This window comes from Photorhabdus luminescens subsp. luminescens (genome assembly GCF_001083805.1).
Classification (GTDB): domain Bacteria; phylum Pseudomonadota; class Gammaproteobacteria; order Enterobacterales; family Enterobacteriaceae; genus Photorhabdus; species Photorhabdus luminescens.
On sequence record NZ_JXSK01000001.1, the window covers coordinates 903856 to 921296 of the forward strand.

Annotated in this window: 15 protein-coding genes; 3 read left to right on the forward strand and 12 right to left on the reverse strand. The window is 41.1% G+C overall.

The features are described from left to right. Positions 1-63: 63 nt before the first annotated feature. The 5 genes from kdsA to hemA all read right to left on the reverse strand — a co-directional run bounded on the left by kdsA (position 64) and on the right by hemA (position 5032). Complete coding sequence (kdsA, locus tag TI10_RS03580) at positions 64-918, reverse strand: 3-deoxy-8-phosphooctulonate synthase (protein ID WP_049581818.1); 855 nt, start codon at positions 916-918, stop codon at positions 64-66. A gap of 96 nt (positions 919-1014) precedes the next feature. After that, positions 1015-1824: an invasion regulator SirB1 gene (sirB1, locus tag TI10_RS03585; RefSeq protein ID WP_049581819.1), complete on the reverse strand. Its 810-nt coding sequence runs from the start codon at positions 1822-1824 to the stop codon at positions 1015-1017. Continuing rightward, the gene (gene prmC / locus TI10_RS03590) at positions 1808-2656 is read right to left on the reverse strand and encodes a peptide chain release factor N(5)-glutamine methyltransferase (protein WP_049581820.1); all 849 of its coding nucleotides are present in this window, start codon (positions 2654-2656) and stop codon (positions 1808-1810) included. Before prmC ends, sirB1 begins: the two co-directional genes overlap by 17 nt. Further along, positions 2656-3738, reverse strand: a complete 1083-nt coding sequence (gene prfA, locus TI10_RS03595) for a peptide chain release factor 1 (RefSeq protein WP_049581821.1) — start codon at positions 3736-3738, stop codon at positions 2656-2658. The genes prmC and prfA overlap by 1 nt, the downstream gene beginning before the upstream one ends. Before the next feature lie 31 nt (positions 3739-3769). Beyond that, a complete protein-coding gene (gene hemA, locus TI10_RS03600; protein ID WP_049581822.1) occupies positions 3770-5032 on the reverse strand; it encodes a glutamyl-tRNA reductase in 1263 nt (420 codons plus the stop codon). Positions 5033-5281: 249 nt separating this feature from the next. On the opposite strand from hemA, the gene lolB reads away from it, so the two are divergent. From lolB to prs, 3 genes are all read left to right on the forward strand, one after another. Next, complete coding sequence (gene lolB / locus TI10_RS03605) at positions 5282-5905, forward strand: lipoprotein insertase outer membrane protein LolB (RefSeq protein ID WP_049581823.1); 624 nt, start codon at positions 5282-5284, stop codon at positions 5903-5905. Further along, positions 5905-6780 (forward strand): 4-(cytidine 5'-diphospho)-2-C-methyl-D-erythritol kinase, encoded by an 876-nt coding sequence (gene ispE / locus TI10_RS03610; RefSeq protein ID WP_049581824.1) that lies wholly within the window; start codon positions 5905-5907, stop codon positions 6778-6780. Before lolB ends, ispE begins: the two co-directional genes overlap by 1 nt. A gap of 63 nt (positions 6781-6843) precedes the next feature. Then, a complete protein-coding gene (gene prs / locus TI10_RS03615) occupies positions 6844-7791 on the forward strand; it encodes a ribose-phosphate diphosphokinase (RefSeq protein ID WP_011146321.1) in 948 nt (315 codons plus the stop codon). 129 nt (positions 7792-7920) lie between these two features. On the opposite strand, the gene ychH is transcribed toward prs, so the two are convergent. The 7 genes from ychH to TI10_RS03650 form a co-directional block, all read right to left on the reverse strand. Next, the gene (ychH, locus tag TI10_RS03620) at positions 7921-8196 is read right to left on the reverse strand and encodes a stress-induced protein YchH (protein WP_049581826.1); all 276 of its coding nucleotides are present in this window, start codon (positions 8194-8196) and stop codon (positions 7921-7923) included. A 479-nt stretch (positions 8197-8675) separates the two neighbouring features. Further along, a complete protein-coding gene (locus TI10_RS03625; RefSeq protein ID WP_049581827.1) occupies positions 8676-9635 on the reverse strand; it encodes an Ig-like domain-containing protein in 960 nt (319 codons plus the stop codon). A gap of 113 nt (positions 9636-9748) precedes the next feature. Then, complete coding sequence (locus TI10_RS03630; RefSeq protein ID WP_049581828.1) at positions 9749-11074, reverse strand: hypothetical protein; 1326 nt, start codon at positions 11072-11074, stop codon at positions 9749-9751. Next, positions 11071-11757 (reverse strand): hypothetical protein, encoded by a 687-nt coding sequence (locus TI10_RS03635; protein WP_049581829.1) that lies wholly within the window; start codon positions 11755-11757, stop codon positions 11071-11073. Before TI10_RS03635 ends, TI10_RS03630 begins: the two co-directional genes overlap by 4 nt. Positions 11758-11927: 170 nt before the next feature. After that, positions 11928-13430: a hypothetical protein gene (locus tag TI10_RS03640; RefSeq protein ID WP_049582163.1), complete on the reverse strand. Its 1503-nt coding sequence runs from the start codon at positions 13428-13430 to the stop codon at positions 11928-11930. A gap of 447 nt (positions 13431-13877) precedes the next feature. Beyond that, on the reverse strand, positions 13878-15377 hold the full coding sequence (locus TI10_RS03645; RefSeq protein WP_049581830.1) for a hypothetical protein: 1500 nt from the start codon (positions 15375-15377) through the stop codon (positions 13878-13880). Between the two features lie 444 nt (positions 15378-15821). Continuing rightward, positions 15822-17327: a hypothetical protein gene (locus tag TI10_RS03650; protein ID WP_049581832.1), complete on the reverse strand. Its 1506-nt coding sequence runs from the start codon at positions 17325-17327 to the stop codon at positions 15822-15824. Positions 17328-17441: the final 114 nt, after the last annotated feature.

Here is a 17441-nt window from a genome sequence, read left to right on the forward strand (position 1 = left end):
TGGCGCTGTAAACCAGCGCCAAATCTCTTCACTAATTTGATGTCACGCCATCAGAAAGTCGCTTTATTTACTGGTATCCAGTTGAGGGAAACTTTTCACCACATCATCAATCGCCTTCATCTGGCTCAAGAATGGCTCAAGTTTTGCCAACGGCAATGCTGATGGACCATCACACCTCGCATTCGCAGGATCAGGATGCGCTTCAAGGAACAGGCCAGCAATACCTACGGCCATTCCCGCACGCGCCAGTTCAGCAACCTGAGCACGACGACCGCCAGACGCAGCACCCAATGGATCGCGACATTGCAGTGAATGAGTGACGTCAAAAATTACCGGATGCCCCCCCGTTGCCTGAGCCATAACATTGAAGCCCAACATATCCACCACTAAATTGTCATAACCAAAGTTGCTGCCACGGTCACACAAGATCACCTGATCGTTGCCGCCTTCTTTGAATTTTTCCACAATATTCCCCATCTGCCCTGGGCTGATAAATTGGGGTTTTTTAACGTTAATCACCGCGCCGGTACGCGCCATCGCCTCAACCAAATCAGTCTGACGCGCCAGAAATGCCGGCAGTTGGATGACATCAACCACTTCCGCCGCCGGTTGCGCCTGTGCCGGTTCATGCACATCCGTGATAATTTTCACACCGAAAGTTTGTTTCAGCTCCTGAAAAATCTTCATTCCCTCTTCCAGACCGGGGCCGCGGTAAGAGTGAATTGATGATCGGTTTGCTTTATCAAAGGAGGCTTTGAAAACATAAGGAATGCCCAATTTTTGTGTCACTGTCACATAGTGCTCACAAATACTCATGGCCAAATCCCGTGACTCAAGGACATTCATACCACCAAAGAGAACAAACGGCAGATCATTAGCGACCTTGATATCACCAATATGAACCACTTTCTGTTGCATACTTATACCTTCCGTTAGGGACCAATAAATTAATGAGGTAAATCAGTGCAAAACGATATTTCAATGCAAAATAATATCTTAGTGTAAAACAATATTTTAGTGTAAAACAATGCATTGCTGCTTAATGTCGTATATCTGCATTCTGATCATTTCTGCCACCGGGTCCTCCGGGCAGTGCTCCACAAAATAATTTAAATCAGAAACCGCAATATGATTACAATCAAGTTCCGCATAAATCAGCCCCCTATCACGTATTTCATAGGGGTTATCGGGATCAAACATCAGCACCGCTTCACTCGTCCTCAGCGCCAATTCCATTTGTCCTTCATCCATTAATGCGACTTTTATCGTATCCAGCATTTTACGTACAATGCTGGCGTTATCGGCGCCTTGCAAATCATCGTCTGCTAATTCCGCTGTCTGGCAAATATTACCTTTAAGCCATACATCAAGCACACGTTCACTTAGCGCTTCGCCAGTGATTGGATTAATAAACTTCACCGTGTTATCTGGATAATCAACCCGCAGAATCAATTGGGTCGGAAAAATAACCGGCATAAACGGCAGTTCTAAAGCCTGAGCAATATGGATAAGAATTGCGCCTAAAACAACAGAGGAACCTCGGCGAGTTTGTAGTACTTTATCAAGCCATAATGTATCTGACAGACAATAAACACCACTGGCGCCGCCGAATTTCCAGCTTCGATAAAAAAGCCTCAGTAATTTTTCCAGTCGTTCTTCTATAGTTAGCTGCGGAGATATTTCACTTCTGGCTTCATCAATCAATGCCTGAAGCTGCATTTCCACTGAATATTGCGGAAAATCAGAACGAAGGGTTCTGGAAACTAATAGGATACCGCTACTTAAAGATGCGTTATTAAATTCATAATCAGCTATGGCTTTCATCACTTTTCCACTGGCCCAGTGTTATTCGCTCATTACCGCCATAATCCTGAAAAGTAGCCACCTGCCGGTAACCACTCTCAGAAAACAGGCTTCTTACAACATTTCCCTGTTTCCAACCATGTTCCAATAACAACCATCCACCTGGCGACAAAAAATGGCGAGATAGATCAATAATGGTATGCAGATCAGCAATTCCCTGTTGTGCCGCAATTAATGCGCTATCTGGCTCAAACCGAACATCGCCCTGAGATAGATGTGGATCAGTTTCATCTATGTAAGGCGGATTACTGACAATCATACCAAACTGTTGATTATTCAACGAAGAGAACCAATTGCTTAACAAAAAATCCACATTTTGTATTTTGAGTTTTTCTGCATTGCCCTGCGCCAACATAACTGCATCAGGATTAATATCAACTCCGGTAATCCGGCAATCTGGGCGTTCGCTGGCGATTGCCAGTGCAATTGCGCCAGTTCCCATTCCCAAATCCAGAATGCGGCAAGGCGTCAGCGATAACCGTTCAAGCGCCTTTTCTACCAGACATTCCGTGTCAGGGCGCGGGATTAACGTGGCGGGAGAGACATTCAATGACAACGACCAAAATTCACGCTCACCCGTGATGTAAGCAATAGGTTCGCCTTTCACCCGGCGAGCAAGTAAAGCCTCAAGCTGGTTGAACTGCTCCGAAGCTAGCTGCGTTTCACCGAATGCCAGTATGTAAGTCCGGGAACGGTGAGTGACAAACCCCAACAAAATTTCTGCATCTCGTTTAGGACTGTCACTTGCCGATAACTGTGTTGCGGCTTGTTTAAGCCAAGATTGGTAATCCATCAATCCTGCTCTGACAAAGCCGATAACAGATCAGCCTGATATTCATTAACGATCGGCTGAACAAGCATATCCAATTTGCCTTCCATCACCTCATCAAGGCGGTATAACGTCAAGTTAATACGGTGATCCGTCACTCGTCCTTGTGGAAAATTGTAAGTGCGGTTACGGTCCGAACGGTCGCCGGAACCTAATAAGTTACGACGCTCAGAAGCCTCGGCCTCTTGGCGCTTGCGCACTTCCGCGGCATGAATACGCGCGGCCAATACGGACATCGCTTTCGCTTTGTTTTTATGCTGAGAACGCTCATCCTGACACTCAACCACAATACCGGTTGGAATATGAGTGATACGGATAGCGGAATCCGTGGTATTGACGTGCTGACCGCCCGCCCCAGACGAACGAAAGGTATCAATACGCAAATCACTTGGGCTGATATCGGTCAACTCGGCTTCCGGGACTTCCGGCAAAACCGCTACGGTACAAGCGGATGTATGAATGCGCCCTTGCGATTCGGTTTCGGGCACACGTTGGACACGATGACCGCCCGATTCAAATTTTAAGTGACCATAAACCTGCTCGCCGGAAACTTTAGCAATAATCTCCTTATAACCACCATGCTCGCCGTCGTTAGCACTGATAACTTCGACTTTCCAACGACGGGATTCAGCATAACGGCTATACATACGAAACAGATCCCCGGCGAAAATAGCCGCTTCATCACCACCGGTTCCCGCGCGTACTTCAAGAAAACAGTTACGCTCATCATCAGGATCTTTCGGCAACAACAACAATTGTAGTTGCTGCTCTAACTCTTCATTGCGGACCTTAGCGTCTCTGATCTCTTCCTGTGCCATCTCCCGCATTTCAGGGTCATCAAGCATTATTTCGGCTGCTTTAAGATCATCCTGAACAACACGCCAGGCCTTAAAACAGTTCGTCACATCAGTCAGTTGAGCATATTCCCGTGACAAAGCACGAAAACGTTCCTGATCAGCAATCACATCGGCATCACCGAGATGAGCCAAAACTTCCTCGTGACGTTCTTGCAATGCTTCCAATTTAGCAACAATAGAAGGCTTCATTCTTGGTTTCAGACCCTATTCCGAGATATGGTTAATTATGTTCCAGCCCCAGGCTGTCACGTAATAAATTAAGGCGCTCCAGATCGCCATTGCTGGCTGCTTGCTGGAGTGATTTGGTAGGAGCATGTATCAGACGGTTCACCAATTGATGAGTCAATTGATTAACAGCCTGCTCTACGTCAGCTCCCTGATTGATAGCAGTCAGTGCCTTAGCTGTCATTTCAGCCCGTACCTGCTCTGCCTGATTACGATACTCACGGATTGAATTTACTGCGCCCTGCGAACGCAACCAGTCCATAAAATAACGGCTTTCCTGCTGAACAATACATTCAGCCTGAACCGCCGCCGCTTTGCGCTGCGCAAGATTCTGCTGAATAATTGCTTGTAAATCGTCAACGCTGTAGAGATAGACGTTATCCAGTCTTTCTATGTCAGGCTCTATATCACGGGGAACCGCAATGTCAACGAGCAACATCGGTTGGTTACGGCGTAACTTTAATGCACGCTCAACCATCCCTTTACCAATAATAGGCAAAGGACTGGCAGTCGAGCTGATAACAATATCAGCTTCTGCTAAACGTGTGTCAATTTCAGGCAAAGTAATCACTTCCGCCTGAACTTCATCAGCCAACATCTGTGCCTTCTCTTTCGTCCTATTAGCAATCATCATATGGCGCACGCGATGCTCTTTCAAATGACGAGCAGCCAGTTCAATTGTTTCTCCGGCGCCTACCAGCAAAATATTTAGTTCAGAAAGTGATTCAAAAATCTGCCGCGCCAGGGTGCAAGCGGCAAATGCAACAGAAACCGCATTTGAACCGATCTCTGTTTCCGTCCTAATGCGCTTGGCGACAGAAAACGATTTCTGAAACAGTCGCTCCAATTCACTCGATAAAGAATGGTTGTGCTGCGACTCGGCAAACGCTTTTTTCACCTGCCCAAGAATCTGAGGTTCGCCAAGCACCAATGAGTCCAGCCCGCTCGCCACTCTCATTAAATGGCTGACAGCTTCATTACCACAATGCCAGTAAATGCTGGATCTGAGATCTCTGGGATTTAGCTGATGGTATCCACACAACCAGTCAATTAACTGCTCATACAAATTATCTTGCTGTTCTACGCTGAGATAAAGCTCCGTACGATTACACGTTGACAATACAACCCCACCTTTCACTAGAGGATGCTGGAGGAGGTTATCAAGCGCTTCCCCAATCGTGCCCGGAGAAAAAGTCACCCGTTCACGCAAGGATACAGGAGCCGTTTTATGGTTAATACCAAGTGCTAACAAAGTCATATCAACTTCATTGAGTTATCAGCAGAGAGACAGTTCATCGTAAAAAATTCTATACTGATGAAATCATCACCCTTAATAAGGACTCTTATAAACTGTGCATTCTACTTGATACCTCAGATCAATAAAAGACAATCAGCGGTGTCTGGTATCATTATTCAGAACATTTTTTTGAAATTTAACTGGATTAATACTTCATTCTTCATTATTAAGTGACGTAAAAGTTTTCACGTTATTAAACAGAGATTGCCGATGAAACCAATACAAAAATTACCACTATTCCGTCTGTTGCCACTCTCTTGCGTACTGTTGACCGCTTGTACATTAACGCAACCCAGCGGAACAGGTTCGGCAAATTCTCCCCAATGGCGGACACATATCCAACAGCTACAGCAATTAAATCAATATCAAACCCGAGGATCTTTTGCCTATCTGTCTAATGAGAAAAAAGTTTATGCCCGCTTTTTCTGGCAACAATATCATCCTGAACGCTACCGTTTATTACTGACTAATCCGCTAGGCAGCACTGAATTAGAGCTGCTCGTTCAGCCAGACATGACGCAATTAACCGATAGCCAGGGTAAAAAATATTTCAGTGATAACCCTGAAAAGATAATTTATCAGCTCGCCAATATGGATATTCCATTAGATAATTTACGGCATTGGATAACAGGTTTACCCGGTGATGCCAAAAACTTTAAACTGGATGCTAACCATCTATTGAAAACCGTCAATTTCCAGCAACATGGCGCGACATGGCAGGTTAATTATCAAGCCTACGATACCTCAACAACTCCCGCCCTTCCCAACCGTCTGGAGTTGATTCAAGGCGATCGTCGCATCAAACTGAAAATGGATAATTGGACCACAAAATAATGACATTAACCTGGCCTTCACCGGCAAAACTTAACCTGTTTCTTTATATCACCGGTCGTCGCGCTGATGGTTACCACCCGTTGCAAACGCTGTTTCAATTTCTTGATTATGGTGATGAAATTACCATTACCCCGCGTCAGGATAATGAAATCCGTTTACTGACGCCGATAACGGGGGTGGAACACGATAACAACCTGATCGTTCGCGCCGCGCGTCTGTTGCAATCCTACAGCGACAAACACCATGCGGGGATCGCTCATAAAGGGGCTGATATTCATATCAACAAACGTCTGCCAATGGGCGGTGGATTAGGCGGAGGTTCATCTAATGCCGCTACCGTACTCATTGCCCTGAATTATCACTGGCAAACCGGTTTCACAGACGAAACATTGGCAACCCTGGGCGTGAGTCTTGGCGCTGATGTGCCGGTCTTTGTCAAAGGACACGCCGCATTTGCAGAAGGTATCGGTGAAATTCTGCACATGGCCGAGCCGGAAGAAAAATGGTATCTGGTTGCGCATCCCGGTGTTGAAATCTCAACTCTGCGCGTCTTCACAGATCCGGAATTAAAACGTGATACGCCAATTCGCCCTCTGGCCGCATTATTAAAGGCTCCGTACGTAAATGATTGTGAATCTCTTGTAAGAAAACGTTTTCGTAAGGTTGAACAGCTTCTTTCATGGCTGCTAGAATACGCGCCGTCACGCCTGACCGGAACCGGTGCCTGTGTATTCAGTGAGTTTGAATCAGAAGCATCGGCCCGTAAGGTGTTAAATCAAGCCCCTGAGTGGTTGCAGGGTTTTGTTGCGCGTGGCGTTAACAATTCACCTTTGCACAGTTTTCGCTCTGGGATACCCGTGTTATTGAACCAATGAATAAATATTGTTATTTACATTGGTCAACAATATCTCTCTGGACGCAAGCCTGAGGTCTTTCTCGTGCCCGATATGAAGCTTTTTGCTGGTAACGCTATTCCGGAACTAGCACAACGTGTTGCCAACCGCCTGTACACCAACCTTGGAGACGCGGCTGTCGGCCGTTTCAGCGACGGTGAAGTCAGCGTGCAAGTTAACGAAAATGTACGCGGCGGCGATATTTTCATCATCCAGTCCACTTGTGCGCCGACTAACGACAATCTAATGGAATTAGTCGTTATGGTTGATGCACTGCGTCGTGCTTCCGCAGGACGTATTACCGCAGTAATCCCTTATTTCGGTTATGCTCGTCAGGACCGTCGAGTCCGTTCAGCCCGTGTGCCGATTACCGCCAAAGTTGTTGCGGATTTCCTGTCCAGCGTCGGTGTAGACCGCGTACTGACCGTTGACCTGCATGCCGAACAAATCCAAGGGTTCTTCGATGTTCCGGTTGATAACGTATTTGGCAGCCCAATTCTGCTGGAAGATATGTTACAGAAAGAGTTGGAAAACCCTATCGTTGTTTCCCCGGATATTGGCGGGGTTGTCCGCGCTCGCGCTATCGCTAAGCTGCTGAATGATACCGATATGGCCATCATCGACAAACGTCGCCCACGCGCTAACGTTTCTCAGGTGATGCACATTATCGGTGATGTCGCTGGCCGCGATTGCGTGCTGGTCGATGACATGATCGACACCGGCGGCACCTTATGCAAAGCGGCTGAAGCATTGAAAGAACGCGGAGCAAAACGGGTATTCGCCTATGCCACTCACCCGATTTTCTCCGGCAATGCGGTAGACAACATTAAAAACTCAGTGATTGATGAAGTGGTTGTCTGTGACACCATCCCATTATCTGCTGAGATCAAGGCGCTCAATAAGGTCCGTACTCTCACTTTGTCCGGTATGTTAGCTGAAGCGATCCGGCGTATCAGTAATGAAGAGTCCATTTCGGCGATGTTTGAGCACTAACCAATAAGTTGCACTCATAATATCGCTATCTAAGAAAAAACCCGTTGTACAAAAGCTTCAACGGGTTTTTTGCTTATCTGGAATAATAATACTTTTCCATTAGCACAAACTATAACTAACTCTATTTTATTATGGATACCGATGATCACCACGACGATAACGCTCATCATAGTTTCTTAACCACCAATAACGATCTGCCACACCTTCCCGGCCTCCCACACCGGCACCAGCCAACCAAACAAGCGCGCCAATAAAAACGCCCAATAGCGCTGCTTCAGATAAAAACTCAGGCCAGCCAAAACCGAAGATGTGAGGCAGTAATGTATAACCCAGGCTACTCACTATGGTGAACATACCGACACCCATTAATACATTACCGACTATGAAAGCACTTTGACGTTTCATATGTTACCTCCAACACTCTTCGTGAATACACACTCTCCGTGAATACACACTCTCCGTGAATACTAAGAACCGAAAATTCAACAACTAACGTTAATTGACTCAATATAACTATAAGGTCTATTTATAGTATAGCCCTATTTCACAAAAGGTCATTGCGGGCGCGATCACAACTCGCGATCACAATTAAAGGAGATTTAATAACAATGCCCTAATTATTTTAAAAAATAACATGAAAAAATAATAAGTTAAGTAACCTGGACTTCGCTTAAAGAGACGTTCAGGTTTTTAACTAAATATTGATGTATAACAATGATAGTTGTGAAACTCCATCCGGGTTATATATTTTCAAACAATGATTCCTACCGAGATAATAAAAATCATCTTATTTTCACACGACATGATAACGGTTAAAAACAGGGGATGTGTCTAATTTTTCAATGAGTAATAATGCAATTAGTATCCCCCAAAATATCCAGCGCCTAATATAGCTCTGGGATTAATTTTATCCACGTTTGACTATATATCCGTCCATCAATACAACTTACACGAACCAATGAAGATTGATTCATGAGAGGTACATGATGATGAGGATAACACTCTAGAGTAGCAACTCTAAAGCTAAAATAGCCATTTTTATCGGTAGTCATATATTGGTCTAGACTACTCAATAACACAGAAGCTCCCATAGATACATCTATGTCTACATTAGGTTCACCTATGCCATTCTTATATAAATATCCAGCTATAACACCGTTTGAGAATGAAGACAACGCAACCGGAGATTCTGTGATCTCTAACCGATATGGATTATCCGTGAAACACATAGCTACAGCCTTTTCAATATCTCCCGCTTGCGCCATTAGCGTTACTTGACCAGCACTATTAGATTGTATTAACGCCGTTATCTTACCCTCTTTATCTGTCATCCCCGACGATGGAACTACTGTTGCCCCATTATCTGCATAAAAGGTTATTTTTTGGTTTTTAACTCCATTACCCAACCGATCATACATCGTTGCAACTACCTTATTCTCATCGGTACTATTAATCCATGCATTATTTTCTTTTAATTTAAGATTAAGCGCTGCCACCGATTGAACAGCAGAAGTAAACTCGACCTGAAGAGGGGGGGCTTCTATTTGAGTATCATCTTCCAAGCAAGCATACACATTCCCTTGACACGGAGTTGCATCAGTAGAGATTATTTCAACTGATACCTTACCCAGCACTCCCGTACCTTTTATAATTCTACGATCATTATTCTCTTTAAATACCATAGATTTATTATCTAACGTTAAAATTACATTCATCCCATGCAATAAATATCCATCTTGAATTACGCTTACACCGACATATATCGGTTTATCCGCAATTTCCGTTTTTTCATTTAATATCCAATTTAATGTTTTAGCCTCTTTTGATGCTTGTTCGTCATTCATTTCATTCTCCTAATTTATCACCGTCATGTATATTTATACATGTTATCATCGAGTTAAAGCTAAAAAATAATTTCAACTCGACAATATCATGCTAATTAACAATATTCCTTACATTAAATAGAAGGAAAATGTTTAAAATTAATAGAAAATTGAATCGACTTATCAACATCGGGTAAACTTATTATCACATTATTTTTCTCTGCTTTGGTATTAGTGATATGGAAAGTTGTACAACCATCCTTACTAATTGCAACCTGCAACTCTCTTTCATTATCACCATAACCTGAAATTATCGCGGAGCCATCAGTACGAACAAGTAATCTTTTACCGAAATAAACAGTACGATCCACAATCACATAACCACTACAAACACTCACGCCATCAGCAGGGACTTCAGAGGTAAATGAATAAGCTTCGATAACACCTCCTCCATCTCTCCACTCGCTAAATATTGCCTGACCTACGCCCGGTGTTATAGACCCGTCTTCCGCAGAAACAGTACAGCAAAAACTACCCGTTTCCTCAGATTGCCAATGGAAATAAGCCAACCCAAAACTATTGGGGGCAAATTGATATTTTGTACCATCTCCTTCAACAATACTTCCTGATTCAACACTCGCCAATAACCTCTTTCCTGGCGGCCCATAAACCGCAACCAAATTTTTCGGTTTTATTCTGGGATATTCATTAGATACCATCGGCGCACCTTCACTAATTGACATAATGACAGATGACATATCCGTTAGCGACAATATCACTGAACCTGGCGCAGAACTAGTCTTACCAACCTCATAATAACCGGTTCCCACGCCTTCTTGACCCAAACAAAGCACGTATTCCATCGGCACCACTAAAGAAACATAACCCTGCTTAACATCCTGATCACTGACTGTTATGGGTTGTGCATCCCAGGCCGCCCTCGCAATTAGCTCATAGTTAAAATTATGTCCTTGCCAATGGAATATAACGCTATCGCCTTTCCGCATCTGCCGATAACTGATATGCACATTTAACCCATGATGTTGTACAAGAGATGAATAGTGAATAACGCCAGATGTTGAATCTGGATAAATTGATGGTAATAATTTTATCGATGGAGAATTAATAACTTTAATAACAGCCGGTTCAGAGAAATCTTCATTCTCGAAATCATCAGCTGATGTATAAGTCACATTATAGCAACCATCAGGTATTTCAGAGAACGGAATAGTTACAGTAAAAAAATCAAGATTAATATTCTGAACATAATAGGGACGAGAAAAAATTCCCCCAACATTTACCACGATCACATCCCCGATTCTTAGCCACTCATGATAAGGTACTTTAATAATTAAATCTTGGTTCTGTTGAACAGAAACGTCAATCAAACCATCATTATCTGCTTGCGGCAATTTTGGAGCCGATAAAGCAATAAGCTCATTGTCGTTATTGGTAATCATATTTTACCTCCCGTTGGAATCGGTCTGAATGATAAAACAAAATTGACTTTATCCCCTGAATCTGAATCAGGCGCTGTTAGCCAGACATTAACTTTACCTACTGTGTTGCTAGTTACATTCACTGTCGCACTACCATCCTCCTTTAATGGAATATCGGCCCAATCTTTATTATAACCATCGATGAGTGCATTATTATTCACTCTTACCCGGATTTGATTAATATCACCATTATGTTCACGATCAATAAAAAGATATATCGAGCAAGGCGTCTTCCCATCTGCCGGAGCGCCTGTAGTATAATTATAGGCGGTAAATACTATAGCCTCATCAGACTGACGATAATTACCAAAAATAAGCGGGAAAGATATTACCTTATTGATATCTTCTTGTGGATAAATCATCAAAACGGCCGAAAATTCTTCGCTATTTTCAATATTTTTATGTTCAAACGGAGAACGAACATAAAAATGCCCTTTTCCAGCTTCATCCAATGTTAATGTGATCTGATCTACATCAACGTTATCGTCTGCAATAAAAGCGCCGATAGATGTCGTAGCATAGAATTTATGTCCAGGTAGACCATATATAGTCACAATATTTTTGGGATTAAGATTAGGATAATTGGTTAAATCACTTTTTGCCGCGTTTTCTGTGATAATCACACTTGATATGCCGTTATTCATACTGTCACCATTAACTCCATGATTTATTAATTGAAAATAAAATGATAACGCTTAATAAAATATTATAGTTACACAATAAATCGCCAACTTACAAATAAGAAATATGCCCGGAAAAATGGAAAATACTTACGCATTTTCCAATAAGCAAATAAAAGCACAATCAGTTAAATCTATTGTCCAGGGGGAACCGTATCAATGCGTCCAAACCAAATCTTGGAGTTCTTTATACTTGCACTATAAGTGACATAAACTAATCCTGGTCCATCATCATATGAGTCCACACCGGTAAAAGGTGCCTGACCAAGCAGAATAATAGCCTCTCCTGCCGCCACTTCGTCGGCAGTTACCGTATGAGGCTCAAGAGAATAAATTTTTGAAGATGAACTATGATTGACGACACCATTAACGTAAATACGCACATTGATAACACTATCTACATCTATTCCATTTTTTTTACCCACAGCAATACGCGCATCCAGCCCTCCCCCTAAAATTTTTACAAGATTGATCTTACCTCGCTGTTTAAGTTCTTCCTGATCTTTATGAGTGAAAATTCTAGGTGCCGCTAATGTACGCCTAATCTCTGGTGGTTGATTCGGTACTGACTTCGTTAAATAAAAATAGAGGGAAGATGATATAGTTATGTTTCCCATTGTATCAGCCACATAATAGTATAATTCATTATCGCCAATATTTGGGATACTAGCATATGGAACTGAAATAAATGGTATATCCAACTGATTCAGATCAGTAATGACAGTAGATGTACTTTGTGTTTCATCATTATCTTCTCTGATCATTAAGAAAATTCTATCTTTCGGTTTAGCACCTTCATAAAATGGAATACTCACATGAAAACCCGTGCTACTATTTCCTACTGATGGTGTTAATCTATCGCCATCTAACTCTTTAATATCTGGCATCACAAGGGTTGGAGCAATATCTTCTGTAATAAACAGAATATTTGACGAAGATTTCCTTGAAAACCCCTGCAATTCAGTAAACATATTAACTGTATAGCTCCCCTTCTCCTCATTACTAGGGAACACCTTTAAAGCAACAAAACCTCTATTATTCGTATTAATATAGTATTTGTTGTTATCTAGTTCTTGAATAAAAGGAAATATTTCTTCCGTAAGTTGCCCTCTCTCATAACCAAAAATACGCACTCTCCTATCAGTTACTAGGGGAATTTGAAAATAAGGTAACGGATCATCTGTTTTACTCAGAGCATATAAATGAACGAGGAGGCTGCCATTAAATTCAGAAGGTCGTTCATCATCTTCTGCCGGAGAAAAATCTTTTATCAACGAATCGCCAATAATGATAGGTTCAAACGCTGCATGTGAAAAAACATTTTTACCAATAGAATGAAATGCTATCTCTAATTTAGCATCAGGGTCCGTAGCCTTATCCATTGAAAATGTTATGGTGAAATCACCAGCACCAGAATTGGCAGTAACAACAAATTTTGCAGTGCAGGTATTATTTTTGACATCCCTTGAAATACGATGAGTCTCATCAAAACTGACATCTTTCTGTTCACTGTACACTATATCAGTCGTTTCCGTTACTTTATGAACCTCATCACCTGAATAAGTTACAGCAACGAGAACTGGGCACTCTTCTAAAACCGTTATTCCTGAAACGATATCTGCTGTAAGTATCGACATATTAAACCTCATATTAAAGTTAAACACCAATAAGTAAAAAGCACCTGATTTTCTATCAAGATAATGCATTTACACAGCGATGCTTATTATCTATTACCTCCTGCCTACTTCTCTCATAAATGAATTACTATAACCACTACTGTATGGTGATAAATCCACCGCTCGCAGCATAGGCTTTATATCCAAGCATACCCTATATAGTCACCATATTTTATAGTCAAAATCAGGATAATTGTTAAATCACTTTTCGCCATGCTTGCCATTATTCATACTGTCACCATTAATTTCATGATTCCTTAGTTGAAAATAAAATAACAACGCTTAATTAAATATTATAGCTCGGTAATAAAGAAACCGCCAGTTCACCAATAAGAAACATGTCCGGGAAAATGGAAAATGCGTAAGCATTTTCCATTAAACAGGTAAAAGCTCAATCAGTTAAATTTATTATCCTACTGGAACGGTATCAATGTGCCCACTCCAAATCTCCGACTCCTTCGTGTCTACACTGTAAGTGATATAAACTGAGCCTGGAGTACCATCACAATACGAACCTACCTGAGTAAAAGGTGCCTGGCCAAGCGGAATAATAGCTTCTCCAGCCGCCATCTCGTCGGCAGTTACCGTATGAGGATCAATAGAATAAAGCCGTGAGGATGGGTTATTATTTACAATACCATTAACGTAAATACGTACATTAATAACACTATCCACATCTATTCCATTGTTTTGACCCACAGCGATATGGGCATTCAATCCTCCTTCTAAAATATTTTCAAGATTGATCCTACCTGACTGTTCAAACTCCAACTGCTGTTTATGAATAAAAATTCTAGGTACTGCTAATGCCCGATTAACTTCTGGCGGTTCATTCGGTACTGACTCTGTTAAATTAAAATAGAGAGCAGATGACATAGTGATATTTCCCACTACATCAGACACATAATAACACAACTCATTATCACCAATACTTGGAACGCTGGCATATGGAACTAAAATAAATGGATTATCCAACTGATTCAGATCAGTAACGACAGCAGACGCACTTAGCGTTTCGTTATTATCTTCTCTAATTATTAAAAAAACCCTATCTCTCGGTTTAGCGCCTTTATAAAACGGAATACTCACATGAAAACCTGTGCTACTATCTCCTACTGATGGCGTTAATCTATTTCCATCCAGCTCTTCAATATCTGGCGCAGGAAGCGTTGGAGCAATGTCTTCTATAATAAACAGAATATTTGATGAAGCGTTCTTTAAAAAACCCGGCAATTCTGTGAACATATCGACAGTATAATTACCATCCTCTTCCTTACGAGGGAAAACCCTTAAAGCAACAAAACCGTTTTCATCCGTATTAATATAGTATTTATTCTTGTAATTTATAACAAGAGGCAATATTTCTTCCGTAACGTTTTCTCCATCATACCCAAAAATACGTACTAAATTATCAGTTACCAGAGGAATTTGAAAATAGGGTAACGGCTCATTTGTTTTACTCAACGCATAGATATGAATAAGCAGGCTGCCATTAAATTCAGAAGGCCGTTCATCATCTGCTGCCGGTGATAAGTCTTTTATCAACGAGTCGCCAATAATGATAGGTTCAAACGCTGCATGTGAAAAACCATTTCTATCAATAGGATGAAACACAACCTCTAATTCAGCATCGGGGTCCGTAGCCTTATCCATTGAAAATGCTATAGTGAAATCACCAACGTCAGAATTGGCAGTAACAATAAATTTTGCAGTACAAGTATTATTCTCGACATCTCTTGAAATACGAGGGGTCTTATCAAAGCGGGTATTTTCTGGATGACTGTACACTATGTCAGTCGTTTCCGTTACTTTATGTATATCATCACCAGAATAAGTCACAGTAATGACAACTGGACACTCTTCTAAAACCGTTATTCCTGAAACTATATCTGTTGTAAATATCGACATATTAAACCTCATATTAAAGTTAAACACCAATCAGTAACAAACACTTAATTTTCTGTCAAAATAATGCGTTTATACAACGATGCTTACTCTCTATTACCTCCTTTCTGTTTATCACACAAATAAATTTTTTAGCTATTAATGCAGTAGCAATAAATCCACTACTCATAACATAAGCTTTATATCCAAGTATATCCTATATAGTCATAATATATCCTGGATTAAAATTAGGATAATTGTTAAATCACTTTTCGCCACATTGACCATTATTCATACTCCACCATTAATTCCATGATTCATTGTTTGAAAATAAAATGACAACGCTTAATGAAATATTATAGCTCGGTAATAAAGAAATCGCCAGTTCACCAATAAGAAATATGTTCGGAAAAATGGAAAATGCATGAGCATTTTCCAACAAACAGTTAAAAGCTCAATCAGTTAAATTTATTTCCTAGGTGGAACAGTATCAATATGTCCAAACCAAATCTTAGATTCATTTTGGCCTACGCTGTAAGTGATATAAACCGAGCCTGGCGTACCATCAAAATGCGAGTCTACATTAATAAAGGGTGCCATACCAAGCGGAATAATAGCCTCTCCTACCGCCGCTTCGTCGGCAGTTACCGTATGAGGATCAATAGAATAAATTTTCGAAGATGGCTCCTCATTGATAATACCATTAACGTAAATACGTACATTAATAACACTGTTTACCTCTATCCCACTGTTTTTACCCACATCAATATGGGCATCCAACCCTCCACCTAAAATATATTTAAGACTAATCTTACCTGGCCAGCTAAATTCCTCCTGTCGTTTATGATTAAAAATTCTAGGTCTCGCTAATATACGTTTAATCTCTGGTGGTATATTTGGTACTGACTTTGTCAAATCAAAATAGAGGGCGGATGACATAGCTATGTTTCCTATTACATCAGCTACGTAATAATATAACCCATTATTGCCAATATTTGGAACACTAGCATATGGCACTAAAATAGATGGTATATCCAACTGACTCAGATCAGCAATGACAGCAGACATGCTTTGCGTTTCATTATTACCTTCTTTGATCATTAAAAAAATTCTATCTTTCAGTTTAACACCTTCATAGAACGGGATACTTACATGAAAACCTGTACTGCTATTTCCTACTGATGGCGTTAACCTATCACCATTCAATTCTTCAATATCTGGCTTCACAAGCGTTGGAGCAACGTCTTCTGTAATAAACAGAATATTTGATGAAGATTTTTTTGAAAAACCCTGCAAATCGGTGAACATATTAACTGCATAGTTCCCCCCCTCCTCCTGACTGGGAAAAACCCTTAAGGCAACAAAACCTTCATTATTCGTATTAATATAGTATTTGTTGTTATCTAGTTCTTGAATAAAAGGAAATATTTCTTCCGTAAGTCGATCGCCATCATACCCAAAAATACGTACTAAATTATCAATTACCAGAGGAATTTGAAAATAGGGTAACGGATCATTTGTTTTACTCAGCGCATATAGATTAACGAGGAGGCTACCATTAAATCCAGAAGGTTGCTCATTATCTGCTGCCGGAGATAAGTCTTTTATCAACGAATCGCCAATAATGATAGGTTCAAACGCTGCATATGAAAAACCATTTTTATCAATAGAATGACATGCAATTTCCAATTTAGCATCGGGGTCCGTCGCCTGATCCATTGAAAATGTTATGGTGAAATCACCGGCGCCAGAAGTAGCAGTAACAACAAATTTCGCAGTACAGGTATTTTTCTCAACATCTCTCGAAATACGAGGGATATCATCAAAACTGGTATTTTTCGGGTTATCGTGCACTATGTCAGTCGAATCCGTTACTTTGTGAGTATCATCGCCTGAATAAGTCACAGTGATAACAACCGGGCACTCTTCTAAAACCGTTACTCCTGAAACTATATCTGCTGTAAATGTTGACATATTAAACCTCATATTAAAGTTAAACACCAATCAGTAACAAACACTTAATTTTCTATCAAAATAATGCGTTTATACAACGATGCTTACTCTCTATTACCTCCTGCCTGTTTGTCA

What these genes read in the sequence shown, in the direction of transcription:
- sirB1 (WP_049581819.1), bottom strand. Translation starts at nt 1,824, where the DNA reads ATGAAAGCCATAGCTGATTATGAATTTAATAACGCATCTTTAAGTAGC.
- prmC (WP_049581820.1), bottom strand. Translation starts at nt 2,656, where the DNA reads ATGGATTACCAATCTTGGCTTAAACAAGCCGCAACACAGTTATCGGCA.
- ispE (WP_049581824.1), top strand. Translation starts at nt 5,905, where the DNA reads ATGACATTAACCTGGCCTTCACCGGCAAAACTTAACCTGTTTCTTTAT.
- TI10_RS03645 (WP_049581830.1), bottom strand. Translation starts at nt 15,377, where the DNA reads ATGTCGATATTTACAACAGATATAGTTTCAGGAATAACGGTTTTAGAA.
- hemA (WP_049581822.1), bottom strand. Translation starts at nt 5,032, where the DNA reads ATGACTTTGTTAGCACTTGGTATTAACCATAAAACGGCTCCTGTATCC.
- lolB (WP_049581823.1), top strand. Translation starts at nt 5,282, where the DNA reads ATGAAACCAATACAAAAATTACCACTATTCCGTCTGTTGCCACTCTCT.
- TI10_RS03630 (WP_049581828.1), bottom strand. Translation starts at nt 11,074, where the DNA reads ATGATTACCAATAACGACAATGAGCTTATTGCTTTATCGGCTCCAAAA.
- kdsA (WP_049581818.1), bottom strand. Translation starts at nt 918, where the DNA reads ATGCAACAGAAAGTGGTTCATATTGGTGATATCAAGGTCGCTAATGAT.
- TI10_RS03625 (WP_049581827.1), bottom strand. Translation starts at nt 9,635, where the DNA reads ATGAATGACGAACAAGCATCAAAAGAGGCTAAAACATTAAATTGGATA.
- TI10_RS03640 (WP_049582163.1), bottom strand. Translation starts at nt 13,430, where the DNA reads ATGTCGATACTTACAGCAGATATCGTTTCAGGAATAACGGTTTTAGAA.
- TI10_RS03635 (WP_049581829.1), bottom strand. Translation starts at nt 11,757, where the DNA reads ATGAATAACGGCATATCAAGTGTGATTATCACAGAAAACGCGGCAAAA.
- ychH (WP_049581826.1), bottom strand. Translation starts at nt 8,196, where the DNA reads ATGAAACGTCAAAGTGCTTTCATAGTCGGTAATGTATTAATGGGTGTC.
- TI10_RS03650 (WP_049581832.1), bottom strand. Translation starts at nt 17,327, where the DNA reads ATGTCAACATTTACAGCAGATATAGTTTCAGGAGTAACGGTTTTAGAA.
- prfA (WP_049581821.1), bottom strand. Translation starts at nt 3,738, where the DNA reads ATGAAGCCTTCTATTGTTGCTAAATTGGAAGCATTGCAAGAACGTCAC.